The following is a 15,495-nucleotide window of genomic DNA, read 5'->3' as shown; positions in this document are numbered from 1 at the left end:
ATATGAAGCCGTATCAACGCTCGACCCGTCGGCCCACGCCGAGATTGTTAGCCTGCGCCCTGGCCAGCTGCCTGGCGATGGCCGCCCCCGCCGCCTTCGCCCAGTCCACTGCCGCCACCATCCGAGGTCAGGTGACCGTGGATTCGGCGCCGGCGACCGATGCGAAGGTCACCGCCACCAATGTCGCTACCGGTTTGACCCGCAGCGTGCAGTCCACCGCCAACGGCGGTTATGCCGTGGCCGGCCTGCCGCCGGGCACCTACCGCATCGACGTAAGCGCGGGCGGGCAGACCAACTCCAAGACCATTACGGTGCAGGTCGGCCAGACCGCGACCGTGAACCTGTCGACCGGAGGCGTGGCCGAGACCGCGCCCTCGGGCGAGGCGACCAACATCGACGCGGTGACCGTGACCGCTGCGCCGGTGTTTGAGACCAAGACGTCGGAGGTCGCGACTTACATCAGTCAGCGTCAAATCGAAGCACTGCCGCAAGGCTCGCGCAACTTTCTGGCGTTCGCCGACATCGTGCCTGGCATGATCTTCGACACCAAGTCGGACGGTTCGACCTCGCTGCGCAGCGGCGCTCAGAGCTCCAACGGCATCAACGTCTTTATCGACGGCGTCGGCCAGAAGGGCTACGTGCTTGGAGGAGGCGTGGGCGGCCAGCAGGGCAGTCGCGGCAATCCGTTCCCGCAGCTCGCGATCGGCGAATACAAGGTCATCACCTCCAACTACAAGGCCGAGTACGACCAGATCAGCAGCGCCGCGGTGACCGCGGTGACGAAGTCCGGCACCAACGAATTTCATGGCGATTTCTTTTGGGATCAAAACGGTACGCGCGATTGGCGTGCGCCGACCCCCGCAGAGGAAAAGACGGGCCTTAAAGCCCCGTCCGGCGAAACCCAGTACGGGGCCGCATTCGGTGGGCCGATCATCCAGGACCGGTTGTTCTTCTTTGTGACCTATGAGGCGAAGGAGTTCAAGATCCCGCGTACGATTTCGGCGACCGGACTTGAACCAGGTTATTCGCTGACGCCGGATTTGGCGGCATTGACTGGCCCGACCTCGACGCCGTTCAACGAGGATCTATGGTTCGGCAAATTGACTTGGCAGCCTGGCGACGCGCATCTGGTCGAGCTTTCCGGCAAGGTCCGTGATGAGTCCGATATTCAGGACATCGGTGACCGCAACACTCGGACCTACGGCAAGAACAAGAATAACGACAGTACCCGCATCGACTTGCGTTATCAGTGGAGCGGTATCAATTGGCTCAACGATGCGCACGTCACCTTTGAGGACGACGCCTTCAGTCCGCGCATTCTTACGCTGGCCAACGGCTTCAATATTCTGAATAGGAATCGCGGCACCGTGCTTAATGTCGGCGGTGGTCAGGACTATCAGGATAAGGGGCAGAAAGGCTGGGGATTCCAGGACGACCTGACTTTCAGTGGCTTGGAAGGCCACACCATGAAGATGGGCGTGAAATACAAGTCGATTGAGGTCAATTCCTTCGAGCAACAGCCCTACAACCCGCAGTTCGGCGTCAATTTGCCAGCCAACATCGACGCAGGCCGCACCTCGTTGTCGACCTTTCAGCCGTTTCAGGTCCGCTTCGGTGCACCGCTCCCCGGCACTGGGGATCGCGATATCCAGTCGACCAACAAGCAATACGGCATCTATTTTCAAGACGATTGGGCCGTCAACGACAAGCTCACGCTCAATCTCGGCTTGCGTTACGACTATGAAGTCACGCCGGGTTACGAAGACTATGTGACGCCGGCCAATCTGGTCGCCGCTCTGCGTTCTTGGTCGAACATTCATAACGCCAATGTCGACTACAACATTGAGGACTACATCAGCAACGGACGCAATCGCAAGGCATTCAAGGATGCCTGGCAGCCGCGTCTTGGCTTCTCTTACGATCTGTTCGCCGATCAGCGCCATGTGATCTTCGGCGGCGCGGGCCGCGCCTACGATCGCAACCTGTTCGACTACATCGCTCTGGAGCAGTCCAAGAGCACGTTCCCGTCGTACAACCTTCAATTCAATGTTGCCGGCGATCCCTGCGCGGTCAACAACACGACCTGTTTTAACTGGGACCCGAAGTACTACAACCCGCAAGAACTCTATGCCTTGGTTGCGGCTAATCCTAATCTAGGTTCCGAAGTCAATCTGATCAAAAACGACATCAAGGTTCCGTACTCCGATCAGTTCAGTCTCGGCATGCGCAATACGATTGCCGTTTTCAACCAGGATTGGAACACTTCGGTGTCGGTGGTCCACATCCGTAGCCACGACGGCATCGTTTTCTCCCTCGGTAACCGCTATCCGAACGGCACCTTCTATGGTCCAGGTCGTACGTTTGGCGGTGCACCTTTCGGTGAGCGCATTCCCGGCTTCGGTTCCTTGATCAAGGCGGACAATGGCGTCGAGACTCGGATGAACCAGCTGTTGTTGTCGGCTGAGAAGCCTTACACCAACGAGTCGCCTTGGGGCGTGACCCTGGCTTACACCTTCACCGATGCGGAAGAAAACCGCAGCAACGCGGCAAACAACGACGAGCACTATGTATTCGACTACCCGAACCTGAACGATGCTCCCTGGGTGCGTTCGATCGGCATCTCCAAGCACCGCTTCGTGGGTACCGGCATGTTTACGCGCTGGGGTCTGACGTTCTCCACGAAGGTGACGATCGCCAGCCCCATAGCCAAGGACGTGCTCAACTGCCTTGCTCCGACCAACCCAGGTCAGGATGGATGCGCCAATGGCACGTTCGAGGCTGGTTATTTCGATGACGCCACGTACCGCCAATGGGATATTGCCGTGCAAAAGGAATGGGATACCGGTACAGACCTGAAGCTTCGGGTCCGCGCCGATATCTTCAACGTAACCAACGAACGCAATTGGGTCGATTTCAATACCTTCCGTGGCGTCAATGGTGTCGAAAGTACCAATTTCGGCGAGCGGAGCAACGACAACATCGCCTTACCGACCCGTACCTTCAAGCTCTCGCTCGGTTTCAACTGGTAACCCCATCCGCCTGCCGCCCCTCAACGGGCGGCAGGCGATGCATCGTGGCACCCCGCACCCACATTCGCGACCGCGCTTCGGCCGCTCCAGTCAACAAAAAACCACAGCTTGATGCCGACAGCCGCCGCCGCCCTGCGTTTCCCGACCACGACGCCATCACCGGCGTCGTGGTTTGGGGCCGATGAATGTCGGCGCGCACCATCCACGCCAAGGACCTGGCCGAACGCTGCAGCCGACCCTTTTGGGGAGAGGGAAACCCGATGAAGTCTTATCGAATTTGTGTGCGTCGGCCCAGGCCGAGATTGCTGGCCTGCGCTCTGGCCAGTTGCCTGGCGCTGGCCGCCCCGGCCGCGTTGGCGCAGTCCACTGCCGCCACCATCCGCGGTCAGGTGACTGTGGATTCGGCGCCGGCAACAGACGCCAAGATCACCGCCACCAACGTGGCCACAGGCCTGAGCCGGTCGGTGCAGTCCGGCGCCAACGGTAGCTATTCGGTGGCCGGCCTGCCGCCGGGTACCTATCGCATCGACGTGAGCGCGGGCGGGCAGACCAACTCCAAGACCATCGCCGTGCAGGTCGGCCAGACGGCGACACTCAACTTGTCGACCGGAGGCGTGGCCGAAACCGCGCCGACAGCCGATGCGACCGACATCGACAAGGTGACGGTGACCGCGGCGCCGGTGTTCGAGACCAAGACCTCAGAGGTGGCGACCTACGTCTCCAGCAAGCAGATCGAAGCGCTGCCGCAGGCCTCGCGCAACTTCCTCGCTTTTGCCGACATCGTGCCGGGCGTGGAGACGCGTACCGGTACCGACGGCTCCATTTCGCTGCGTAGCGGCGCCCAGTTGGCCAACGGCATCAACGTCTTCATCGACGGTGTAGGCCAGAAGGACTACGTGCTCAAGGGCGGCATCTCGGGCCAGGACTCGACCCGCGGCAACCCGTTCCCGCAGCTCGGCATCGCCGAATACAAGGTCATCACCTCCAATTACAAGGCCGAGTACGACCAGCTCAGCAGTGCGGCGGTCAGCGCGGTGACCCGTTCGGGCACCAACGAGTTCTCGGGCAGCCTGTTCTGGGACGGCACCTTCACCGGTTGGCGCGCGCCGACGGTGATCGAGGATAAGAGCGGCAACAAGATCCGCTCCAAGGAAGAGCAGTACGGCGTTGCCTTCGGCGGCCCCATCCTGCAGGACCGCATGCATTTCTTCCTGACCTACGAGGGCAAGGATTACTTGACGCCGAAGGAGGTCGCACCGGGGCGCAACTTCCGCATCGATCAGTTGCCCGGCTTCCTGCAGGATGCGGCCCGCGACACCAAGGCCGCGCCGTTCCATGAGGACCTGTATTTCGGCAAGATCGATTTCGCGATCGACGAGGCCAACCTGCTCGAGTTCACCGCCAAGCACCGCAAGGAGGAGGAGGTGACGGCGGGCAGCATCGGCGGCGTCAATGCCGGCGCCTACGGTACCTCCAACGCGGGCGAGGAGACCCGGCTGGACCTGCGCTACCAGTACAGCGCGGCCGACTGGCTCAACGACGCCCACCTGACTTTCGAGGACGTGAGTTTCGGCCCGCGGCCGCTCACCGATGCGCCGGGCTACAACCTTCGCGTGCCGCGCGCCGACCAAGTCAACCTCAACAACCCGGTGATGGAGACCATCTTCAACACCGGCGGTAGCGCCAACCTGCAGAACAAAGGTCAGAAGGGTTATGCGCTGCAGAACGACTTCACCTTCTTCGGCTGGCAGGGGCATACGATCAAGGCCGGCTTCAAGTACAAGCTGGTCGACATCAGCGCCTACCAGCGTCAGCCCGCCAATCCGCAGTTCCGTTACGACATCAATCGCAGTCTGACCCAGCCCTACGAGGTCAACTTCTCCTCGACGGGCATCGGTCAGACCGGTCCGGTGGAAACGGACAACAAGCAGTTCGGCATCTACCTGCAGGACGATTGGGAGGTCAACGAGCACCTGACCTTGAACCTGGGCCTGCGTTGGGATTACGAGACCTCTCCGGCCTATGAGGATTTCGTCACGCCGGCGGCGGTGGTTGCCGCCTTGCGCAACTATCCCAACATCAATAACGCGCGCGTCGATTACGACTACAACGACTTCATCAGCACCGGCAACAACCGCAAGGCGTTCAAGGATGCCTGGCAGCCCCGATTGGGCTTCTCTTACGATTTCGCCGGCGATCAGCGCCACGTGATCTTTGGCGGCGCCGGGCGTTCGTACAATCGCAACCAGTTCGATTTCCTGGCGCGCGAACGCTACAACCTGGCCTTCCAGAGCTACACCTACTTCTTCAACGGTCCCGGACATGTGTGCACCGCCAGCACCCCGGACCGCTGCCTGACCTGGGATCCCAAGTACCTCAATCAGAATGAGCTGGACGCGCTGGTCGCGGCCAATCCCAATCGCGGCACCCAGGTCGTCCTGCTGGATAACGACCTGAAGACGCCGTACTCGGACCAGTTCAGCCTGGGCATGCGCAACAGCTTCGGAATGTTCGGCCACGACTGGAACTCGTCGGTGACGGTGATGCACGTGCTCAGCCACGACGGCATCCTGTTCTCGGTCGGCAATCGCCGCCCGGACGGCAGCTTCTTCCCGCCGGGCCGCACATTCGGCAACACCACGCCGGCCAATCTGCCTGGCTTCGGTCAGCTGCTGATCGGCCGCAACGCCGTGGAAACGCGCTTGACCTCGTTGCTGCTGTCGCTGGAGAAGCCGTACACGCAGGAGTCGGGTTGGGGCGTCAGCCTGGCCTACACCTACAGCGACGCCAAGGAAAACCGCAACAACTCCGATACGTTCTCGTTCGACTATCCCGATCTCGATAACGTCGCCTTCACGGAGGCGCTGGGCATCGCCAAGCACCGCCTCGTGGCCACCGGTATCTTCGACTTGCCGTGGGACATGACGTTCTCGGCCAAGCTCAAGTTGACCAGCCCGATCGCGCGCGAGTCCCTCAACTTCATGGCCGTCGACGTCAATAACGGTTACTTCGACCCGTACTTTCCGGGCGAGGACATCGCCTTCAAGCAGTTGGACGTAGGCTTGCAGAAGGTGTGGGACACCGGCACCGATCTGAAGTTGCGGGTGCGCGGCGACGTGCTCAACGTGTTCAATTGGCGCAATTGGAACAATTTCGACAGCGGTCGCGGTAACGGTTTCAACCCGGCCAACCCGAACGTACCGGCGCGACCCAACCCCAATTTTGGACGGCGCAACGGCGACGGTATCGACCAGCCGACGCGTACGTTCAAGCTCACGTTCGGCGTAGATTGGTAGCCGGCCCGGTCGCCCGCTTTCCGGCCGGAAGCGGGCGACGGTTCGATCGATAGATCCGGCCTCCACCTCGAAGTCCAAGCGATCCCCCACGATCGAAAGGTCTGCTCTCTTCATGTTGCATGCTGTATCTCGCTCCCGTCAGGTCCTGATCGCGCTGCTGATCGCGGCGCCGTTGTCGTTCATCGGTTGCCAGCGCAATACGCCCACGTCGCAGACGTATCCGATAGCGCCCGCCGCCGATATCGAGGTCGAGCCGCTCAAGGCGACCAAGATGGAGCTGCCGCCGCTGTTCCGCGACATCGAAAAGCGCACCTTCCAGTTCTTCTGGGACACCACCAACGAGCAGAACGGGCTCACGCCCGACCGGTTTCCCTCGCGGCCGTTCGCCAGCATCGCCTCGGTGGGCTATGCGCTGACCGCGTACCCGATCGGCGTAGAGAACGGCTGGGTCAGCCGCAGCCAGGCGGTGGACCGCACCTTGCTGACGCTGAAGTTCTTCCGCGACTTGCCCTCGGGCCCGCAGAAGAGCGGCAAGGGCAGTTACAACGGCTTCTACTACCACTTCCTCGACATGCAGAAGGGCCAGCGTTACGACAGCTGGGTCGAGCTATCGAGCGTGGACACCGCCCTGCTGATGATGGGCGTGCTGTTCGCGCAGTCCTACTACGACCGCGACGACGCGCGCGAAAAGGAGATCCGCGAGATCGCCGACACGCTGTACCGTCGCGTCGACTGGACCTGGCTGCAGAAGAACAAGCCGCTGGTGTCGATGGGCTGGTTCCCCGAGAGCGGCTTCATCAAGCACGACTGGACCGGCTACAACGAGGCCATGCTGTTGTACGTACTGGCCCTGGGTTCGCCCAGCCACCCGGTCAGCCCGGATGCGTGGACGGTGTGGACGCGCACTTACAACGACGTCTGGGGCGTGTACCAGGGCGAGGAGTTCCTCGCGTTCGGCCCCTTGTTCGGCCACCAGTACAGCCACGTCTGGATCGATTTCCGCGGGATCCAGGACGACTACATGCGCGAGCGCGGCATCGATTATTTCGAGAACAGCCGCCGCGCCGCCTACGCTCAGCGCGCCTACGCCATCGCCAACCCGATGAAGTGGGAAGACTACGGCCCGGAAGTCTGGGGCCTGACCGCCAGCGACGGCCCGCAGCAGACCCTGCAGGAATACCGCGGCGAGCAGCGCCAGTTCCGCCACTACTCGGCGCGCGGCGCCGGCCTGCGCGAGAACTTCGACGACGGCACCATCGCCCCGACCGCGGCGATCGCTTCGCTGCCGTTCGCGCCGGAGATCGTGATCCCCAGCACCGTGGCCATGCACGAGCGCTACGGCGAGTTCCTGTATTCCAGCTACGGCTTCCTGGATTCGTTCAATCCCAGCTTCAAGTACGACATTCCGCTCAAGACCGGGCGGGTGGTGCCCAACCAGGGCTGGGTGGCCAGCGATTACATCGGCATCGATCAGGGTCCGATCCTGGCGATGATCGCCAACTACCGCAACGACTTCGTCTGGAACGTGATGAAGCGCAATCCCTACATCCGCTCCGGCCTGGAACGCGCGGGCTTCAAGGGCGGCTGGCTGGAACCGCCGAAGGTCCAGGCCGACGGCAAGGAAGCGCTGCCCGAGACCACGCCCAAGCCGCAGACCAAGGCCGAGAAGGAGGCCGCGACCGCGCGTGCGCTGGGCGAGGCGGAGTCGCGCGCGGGCCGCGCCAACGAGGCCCAGGCGCCCAAGCAGCAGCCGGACTAAGCTGCGGCGTATGCCTATTTCATTCGCATTCCCCGATCGCCGGCGCGCCTCGCGCGCGCCGCGCGTGCGCAGCGCCTTCGCGGTGCTGTTGGTGCTGCTCGTCTGCGTGCTCGCGGCAGCCTGCAGCCGCCAGGACGACCGCCGCCAGGTGGTGCGGTTCTGGGCCATGGGTTACGAAGGCGAGGTCGTGGCCCAGTTGATCCCGGAGTTCGAGCGCCTCAACCCGGGCATCCGGGTCGAGATCCAGCAACTGCCGATCACCTCCGCGCACGAGAAGCTGCTCACCGCGTTCGCCGGCGATTCGCTGCCCGACGTGTGCGCGATCGGCAACACCTGGATCCCGGAGTTCGCGTTGTTGAACGCCTTGCAGCCGCTGGATGCGCGCATCGCGGCGACGCCGTCGCTGGCGGTGCAAGACTATTTCAGCGGTGCCTGGGACAGCGGCGTGATCGGCGGCCAGGCCTATGCGGTTCCGTGGTACGTGGAGACGCGGCTTCCGTTCTACCGTCGCGACATCACCGAGCGCGCCGGCATCAAGACGCCGCCGCAGACCTGGGACGAGTGGCGCCAGGCGATGGCGGCGATCAAGCGCGACGTCGGGCCGGACCGCTACGCGATCCTGCTGCCGCTCAACGAGCCCGAACCGCTGCTCAACCTGGGCATCCAGTCGCCCGATCCGCTGCTGCGCGAAGACGGGCGCTACGGCAATTTTCGTAGCCCGGGCTTCAAGCGTGCGTTGACGTTCTATCGCGAGATGTTCGACCAACGCTGGGCGCCGCTGCTCAGCAACACCCAGGTCGCCAACGTCTGGAACGAATTCGGCCGCGGCTACTTCAGCTACTACATCAACGGCCCCTGGAACATCGCCGAGTTCCGCAAGCGCCTGCCGGCGGACGTGCAGGGCGATTGGATGACCATGCCGCTGCCGGGCGAGCACGGCCCCGGCGCCTCGATCGCTGGCGGCGCCAGCTTCGTCGTGTTCCGCGGTTCCAAACGCCAGGACGCGGCCTGGAAACTGGTCGAGTACCTGTCGCGCACCGAAACCCAGATCCGCTTCCACGGCCTGACCGGCAACCTGCCGCCGCGTCGCAGCGCCTGGAACGCGCCGGCGCTGACGGCCGACCCGTATGCGCGCGCCTATCGCGACCAGCTCGAACGCGCGCGGCCCACGCCGAAGGTGCCGGAGTGGGAGCGCATCGCCATGGAGATCAAGCTGGTCGGCGAGCAACTGGCCAACCGCCGTCTCAGCGTGGACGAGGCCGCGGCCGAGCTCGACCGCCGCACCGACAAGATTCTGGAGAAGCGGCGCTGGATGCTGGATCACCAGGCCGCGGCGCAGGCGGGGGCAGGGCGATGAAGGCCTCCACCGCCGGCTGGGTGTTCGCCGGGCCCGCGCTGACGGTGATCGGCGTGTTCTTCGGCTTGCCGGTGCTGGCCGCGCTGGCGCTCAGCCTGACCGACTTCGACATCTACGCGCTGTCGGATATCGGCAACCTGCGCTTCGTCGGGCTCGACAACTACCTCAACCTGCTGCAGAACCCGCTGTTCTGGCGGGCGCTGGGCAACACGATGTACTTCGTGATCGTCGGCGTGCCGCTGTCGATCGCGGTCTCGCTGGGCGCGGCGCTGCTGCTGCATTCCAAGCTGGGTTACCTCAAGCCGTTCTTTCGCACCGCCTATTTCGCGCCGGTGGTGACCACGGTGGTGGCGGTGGCGGTGATCTGGCGCTATCTGTTCCACACCCGCTACGGCCTGGTGAACTGGGCGCTGTCGGGCCTGGGCATCGATCCGATCGACTGGCTGGGCGATCCGACCTGGGCCATGCCCACCATCATCCTGTTCGCGGTGTGGAAGAACTTCGGCTACAACATGATCATCTTCCTCGCAGGGCTGCAGGCGATCCCGGAAGACCTGTACGAAGCCGCGCGCATCGACGGCGCCTCGCCCTGGCGTCAGTTCCGCCACGTGACCCTGCCGATGCTGGGGCCGGTGCTGGTGCTGGTCGGCATCCTCACGCTTGCCGGCTACTTCCAACTGTTCGCCGAGCCCTACGTGATCACCCAGGGCGGTCCGCTGCAGAGTACGGTCAGCGTGCTGTACCTGATGTACGAAGAAGGCTTCAAGTGGTGGAACCTGGGTAACGCCTCGGCGGTCGCGTTCCTGTTGTTCGTGCTGATGACCGCGGTCACCAGCGGCCTGCTGTGGTTCGCGCGCCGCAAGGGGGTTGAGTGATGAGCCCGCGTCTGGCGCGCGCCATCGTCAACGGCCTGCTGCTGGGCCTGGCGATACTGAGCCTGGCGCCGCTGCTGTGGATGCTGTCGGTGTCGCTGATGCAGCCCGGCGAGGCGGCGAGCTTCCCGCCGCCGCTGCTGCCCGCGCATCCGACCCTGGCCAACTACCACGAGCTGTTCGAGCGCATCGGCATGGGGCGCTACCTGTTCAACAGCTTCCTGATCGCGACGATGACCACCCTGGTCGCGCTGCTGCTCAACACCATGGCCGGTTACGCCTTCGCCAAGCTGCGCTTCGCCGGCCGCGATCGCGTGTTCCGCACCTTGCTGGCGGCGCTGGTGATCCCGGCCCAGGTCACGATGATGCCGCTGTTCCTGATGCTCAAGCAGATCGGGCTGATCAACACCTACGCCGGCGCCGTGGTGCCGGGCATGGCCGGCATCTTCGGTATCTTCCTGGTGCGGCAGTACGCGCGCTCGATCCCGGACGAACTGCTGGAAGCGGCGCGCATCGACGGCGCCGGCGAGTTCCGCATCTTCTTCCAGATCGTGCTGCCGGCGCTGAAGCCGATCCTGGTGACCCTGGCGATCTTCAGTTTCCTCGGCGCCTGGAACGATTTCATGTGGCCGCTGATCGTGCTCAGCGACAGCGGCCTGCAGACCCTGCCGGTGGCGCTGGCCTCGCTGTCGCGCGAGCACGTGCAGGACAACGAACTGATGATGGCCGGCTCGGTGGTCACCGTGCTGCCGGTGCTGCTGCTGTTCCTGGTACTGCAGCGCTATTACCTGCAGGGCCTGTTGGTGGGCAGCGTCAAGGGCTGAGCGGTGGATCGGATGAGGAGCGGCATGTTGGCGAGTGTGGCGTGGTGGTCTAAGAGCAAATCCCCCTCAATCCCCCTTTTTCAAAGGGGGAAGACAAGCGCGTCGCCTGCTCCGACACCGGTCCCCCCCTTTGCAAAAGGGGGGCTAGGGGGGATTTGCTTTGCGCTCCTGCTCCTAACCAGTCTCCCAGCCAGCGCTAAACCCCGCACCCTCGATACCTTCGAATCCACCGCCCCCTGGACCGTCGTCACCTCCAACCAGGTCAGCGGCCAGTTGCGCCTCGCCGACGGCGCGCAAGGCAAGGCGATCTGCCTGGACTACGACTTCAACGACGTCTCCGGCTATGTTGGCCTGCAGCGCGCCTTGCCGATGCAGTACCCGGACAACTACGCCTTCTCGTTCCAACTGCGCGGCGACTCGCCGGTCAACGACCTGCAGTTCAAGTTGGTCGACGACAGCGGCGACAACGTGTGGTGGGTCAACCGGCCCAAGTACGCGTTCCCGAAGCAGTGGACGCCGGTGGTCTATAAACAGCGCCACATCAGCCGCGCCTGGGGCCCGGCGCCGGACCCGACCCTGCGACGCAGCGCCAAGCTGGAATTCACTATCTACAACAGCAGCGGCGGCAAGGGCTCGGTGTGCTTCGACCAGCTGACCTTCGAGCCGCTGCCGAAGGAGGACGGCGCGCCGTTGACCGGCCGTGTCGTCGCGACTACCGCGGCCCAGGGCAGCCGCGCCGAGTTCGCCGTCGACGGCGATCCCAAGACCGCCTGGCACGCCGGCTTCGCGACCGATCCCGACCCGGCCCTGACCCTCGACCTGGGCCGCAAGCGCGAGTTCGGCGGCGTGGTGCTGCGCTGGGCGGATGACGAATACGCCTCCGATTACCGCCTGCAGCTGTCCGATGACGGCAAGCAATGGCAGCCTGCGATCGGCGTGCGGGGTGGCAACGGCGGGACCGACCATCTTCCGCTGCCCGAAGCCGAAGCGCGCTATCTGCGGCTGCTACCGGAGAACGGCGCGGGGCTCGGTTTTGGATTGGCCGAATTCAGTGTGCAGCCCTTGGCTTTCGCCGCCACGCCCAACGACTTCGTCGCCGCGATCGCCAAGGAGGCGCCGCGCGGCCGTTATCCGCGCGGTTTCAGCGGCGAGCAGCCGTACTGGACCATCGTCGGCGTCGATGGCGGTGAAGATCAGGGCCTGATCGGCGAGGATGGCGCGATCGAGGTGGGCAAGGGCGGTTTCAGCATCGAGCCGTTCGTGGTCAGTGGCGATCGGCTAGTCACCTGGGCCGATGTGCAAACCTCTCAATCCTTGCAGGACGGCTATCTACCGATCCCGTCGGTGAAATGGGCGCACCCTGAGTTCGCGCTGGATATCACGGCGTTCGCGCAGGGCGTGCGCGAAGACTCGACGCTGTACGCGCGCTACCGGCTCACAAACACCGGCGCTTCACCGCGCCGTTATGTGTTCGTGTTGGCCGCGCGACCCTTGCAGGTCAATCCGCCCAGCCAGTTCCTCAATACCGTCGGCGGCGTCAGCCCGATTTACACGATCTCCGCCAGCGAAGGGATTTTCACGGTGGCCGGCCGCGAGCGTGTTCGCGCCAGCAAGTCCGCGGCGGCTTTCGCCAGCGCCTACGATCAAGGCGATGTGGTAGAACGTCTCGCGAACGCGGACTGGTCGAGTTTCTGCAAGCAAGCTTGCGCCGACAACGAGCGGCCGTTCACTCTGGTCGGCAGCAGCGCCGCTGAAGTCAGCGACGCCAGCGGCCTGGCTTCCGGTGCTTTGCTCTACGCCGTCGAGCTGGCCCCGGGCGCCAGCCAGGACTTCAGTTGGGACTCGCGTTTGAGCGGTGCCGCTCCCCCCGGGCCGCCGCCACCGCCGCGGTCGCCGCAGCAGGTGCAGGACGATGTGGCCCGGCAATGGCGCGACAAACTCGACCGCGTGCGCATTGCGGTGCCGAAGCAAGGCCAGCCTATCGTCGACACCTTGCGCACGGGCCTGGCCCACATGCTGATCAGCCGCGTCGGCCCGCGTTTGCAGCCGGGCACACGCTCGTATTCGCGCGCCTGGATCCGCGACGGCGCGATGATAGGCGAGGGCCTGCTGCGCATGGGGCGCGAAGACGTGGCCGAGGAGTTCCTGCGCTGGTACGCGCCGTATCAGTTCGACAACGGCAAGGTACCGTGCTGCGTGGATGACCGCGGCAGCGACCCGGTGCCGGAGAACGACAGCCACGGCGAGCTGATCTTTACCGTCGCCGAGGTCTACCGTTACCGCCGCGACCGCGCGTTGCTCGACGCGATGTGGCCGCACGTATTGGGCGCGGTGAAGTACATGGACGAGCTGCGCCTGAGCGAGCGCACCGAGGCCAACCGCGCGAAGAACCCGGCCTTCTACGGCATGATGCCGGCCTCGATCAGCCACGAGGGCTATTCGGCCAAGCCGATGCACTCGTACTGGGACAATTTCTGGGCGCTGCGCGGCTACAAGGACGCGGTCGAGATCGCGCAGTGGCTGGGCAAGGACGACGAGGCCCGGCGCATCAAGGCCTCGCGCGACCAGTTCCGCGACGATCTCTACGCCTCCATCGCCGCCGCCACCCGCGACCGCGGCATCGACTTCATCCCGGGCGCCGCCGAGCTCGGCGATTTCGACGCCACCTCGACCACGATCGCGCTCGCGCCCGGCGGCGAGCAGGGGCGCCTGCCCGAGACGCTGCTGCGCAATACCTTCGAGCGCTACTGGATGGAATTCGTGGACCGCCGCGACGGCCGCCGCGAGTGGAAGGACTACACGCCCTACGAGCTGCGCACTATCGGCAGCTTCGTGCGCCTGGGCTGGCGCGAGCGCGCGCACCAGGCTCTGGATTTCTTCTTCAAGGACCAGCAGCCGCGCGGCTGGAACCAATGGGCCGAGGTGGTCTCGCGTACGCCGCGCAAGCCGTTCTTCGTCGGCGACTTGCCGCATGCCTGGGTCGAGTCCGACTACGTGCGCTCGGCGCTGGACTTGTTCGCCTATACCCGCGACCTGGACGAGGCGCTGGTGATCGGCGCCGGTCTTCCGGCGGACTGGCTGGACGACGAGGGCGTGTCGGTGACCGCACTGCGCACGCCTTATGGTCAGCTGTCCTATCGTTTGCGCAGCCAGCGCAAGCAACTGCAGCTGAGCCTGGAGGCCGGCCTGACGCCGCCCGCCGGCGGCGTGGTGCTGAGCTGGCCTTACCCGCAGGCGCCGGGCGCCACCCGCATCGACGGCCAGCCCGCGCAATGGCGCAACGGCGAGCTGCGGATCGAGCGGGTGCCGGCGAAGGTGACGGTCGAGTTGGCGCAGTAGTCGTAGGCGAGGTTGCCGGCGAACTTGCGCCACCGTCCTGTAGGAGCGACGCAAGTCGCGACCCGCGCAGGTCGCCGAAGCTGCGCAATCGCGACTCACGTCGCTCCCACAGAAGGCGGGTCGCGCAGGTGGCCGAAGTTTCGTGGTCGCGACTCGCGTCGCTCCTACAGTCGGCAGATGTTTTCGAGGTTGGACCATGCGCTGGCCGTGAGCCTCGAGGCGATCACAACAATGCCGTTGCCTTGGGGTAGGAGCGACGTGAGTCGCGACCGCGAACCTACGGCCAGTTGCGCGTGTCGCGACTCACGTCGCTCCTACCCCAAAGCCGCGGCCGCTCCTGGTGTAGCGCCGCCACCAAACAAGAACGCCGGGCCTGCGTGCAGGCCCGGCGCGGTGCCGGCGAGGGGAGGGCGCCGGCTCGGGGAGGGAATCAGGCGGCCAGACGCAGCGGGGTCGGAATCGACGCATGCGCCTGGGCGAGGGCGTCGCTGCGGTGCTGCGGCGAATAGGCCACGCCCTCGGCGCGTACGAACTCGACCTGGTCGATATCCAGGAAGGCGAACACCTGGCGCAGGTAGGGCTCCTGGAAGTCGGTGGGCGCGCCGGCGTGGAAGCCGCCGCGACCCGTGGCGACGATCACGCGCTTGCCCTTGGCCAGGCCTTCCGGCCCGTTCTCGGTATAGCGGAAGGTGCGGCCGGCGACGGCGACACGGTCGATCCAGGCCTTCAGGGTCGAGCTCACGCCGAAGTTGTACATCGGCGAGCCGATCACGATCACGTCGGCGTCCAGGAACTGCTGGATCACGCGCTCGCCCTCGTCGGCCTCGGCCGGATCGGCCTTGGCCAGGGTGCGACCGGTAAGATGCGGGATCGGCTCGGCGTCCAGGTCGCGGTACTCGACCTTGAGCGCCGGCAGGGCGTCCTGCCAGCGCGCCACCACGGCCGCGCTAAGCTCGCGGGTCACGGAATTGGCGCCTAGGGCGCTGGAATCGATGTGCAGGAGTTTCATGGCTGGCCTC

General features: G+C 64.7%; 8 protein-coding genes. 7 read left to right on the top strand and 1 reads right to left on the bottom strand.

Annotated elements, in window-relative coordinates; genetic code table 11:
* The first annotated feature begins 2 nt into the window (after positions 1-2).
* From ASD69_RS06335 to ASD69_RS06305, 7 genes are all read left to right on the top strand, one after another.
* The gene (locus ASD69_RS06335) at positions 3-3,029 is read left to right on the top strand and encodes a TonB-dependent receptor (protein WP_056175178.1); all 3,027 of its coding nucleotides are present in this window, start codon (positions 3-5) and stop codon (positions 3,027-3,029) included.
* 260 nt (positions 3,030-3,289) lie between these two features.
* Positions 3,290-6,325 carry a TonB-dependent receptor gene (locus ASD69_RS06330; protein ID WP_056175174.1) on the top strand — a complete coding sequence of 1,012 codons (3,036 nt, stop codon included), beginning with the start codon at positions 3,290-3,292 and terminating at the stop codon, positions 6,323-6,325.
* 112 nt (positions 6,326-6,437) lie between these two features.
* Positions 6,438-8,084 (top strand): glucoamylase family protein, encoded by a 1,647-nt coding sequence (locus tag ASD69_RS06325; protein WP_056175169.1) that lies wholly within the window; start codon positions 6,438-6,440, stop codon positions 8,082-8,084.
* Between the two features lie 10 nt (positions 8,085-8,094).
* Positions 8,095-9,441 (top strand): sugar ABC transporter substrate-binding protein, encoded by a 1,347-nt coding sequence (locus tag ASD69_RS06320; RefSeq protein WP_082576296.1) that lies wholly within the window; start codon positions 8,095-8,097, stop codon positions 9,439-9,441.
* Complete coding sequence (locus tag ASD69_RS06315) at positions 9,438-10,316, top strand: sugar ABC transporter permease (protein WP_056175162.1); 879 nt, start codon at positions 9,438-9,440, stop codon at positions 10,314-10,316. Before ASD69_RS06320 ends, ASD69_RS06315 begins: the two co-directional genes overlap by 4 nt.
* Entirely contained in the window at positions 10,316-11,137 is an 822-nt protein-coding gene (locus ASD69_RS06310) for a carbohydrate ABC transporter permease (protein ID WP_056175159.1), read from the top strand. Before ASD69_RS06315 ends, ASD69_RS06310 begins: the two co-directional genes overlap by 1 nt.
* A 153-nt stretch (positions 11,138-11,290) precedes the next feature.
* Positions 11,291-14,476 (top strand): discoidin domain-containing protein, encoded by a 3,186-nt coding sequence (locus tag ASD69_RS06305; RefSeq protein WP_056176657.1) that lies wholly within the window; start codon positions 11,291-11,293, stop codon positions 14,474-14,476.
* Between the two features lie 430 nt (positions 14,477-14,906).
* On the opposite strand, the gene ASD69_RS06300 is transcribed toward ASD69_RS06305, so the two are convergent.
* Complete coding sequence (locus tag ASD69_RS06300) at positions 14,907-15,485, bottom strand: NAD(P)H-dependent oxidoreductase (protein WP_056175155.1); 579 nt, start codon at positions 15,483-15,485, stop codon at positions 14,907-14,909.
* Between the last annotated feature and the right edge of the window lie 10 nt (positions 15,486-15,495).

Origin of the sequence: Lysobacter sp. Root604, assembly GCF_001427505.1 — a bacterium.
GTDB lineage: Bacteria > Pseudomonadota > Gammaproteobacteria > Xanthomonadales > Xanthomonadaceae > Lysobacter.
Note: the sequence above shows the minus strand (reverse complement) of the source record. Positions and strands in the feature narration are given on the sequence as shown.

Coding starts and splice junctions, on each gene's coding strand:
- ASD69_RS06335 (WP_056175178.1), top strand. CDS start 3: ATGAAGCCGTATCAACGCTCGACCCGTCGGCCCACGCCGAGATTGTTA.
- ASD69_RS06300 (WP_056175155.1), bottom strand. CDS start 15,485: ATGAAACTCCTGCACATCGATTCCAGCGCCCTAGGCGCCAATTCCGTG.
- ASD69_RS06325 (WP_056175169.1), top strand. CDS start 6,438: ATGTTGCATGCTGTATCTCGCTCCCGTCAGGTCCTGATCGCGCTGCTG.
- ASD69_RS06320 (WP_082576296.1), top strand. CDS start 8,095: ATGCCTATTTCATTCGCATTCCCCGATCGCCGGCGCGCCTCGCGCGCG.
- ASD69_RS06310 (WP_056175159.1), top strand. CDS start 10,316: ATGAGCCCGCGTCTGGCGCGCGCCATCGTCAACGGCCTGCTGCTGGGC.
- ASD69_RS06330 (WP_056175174.1), top strand. CDS start 3,290: ATGAAGTCTTATCGAATTTGTGTGCGTCGGCCCAGGCCGAGATTGCTG.
- ASD69_RS06315 (WP_056175162.1), top strand. CDS start 9,438: ATGAAGGCCTCCACCGCCGGCTGGGTGTTCGCCGGGCCCGCGCTGACG.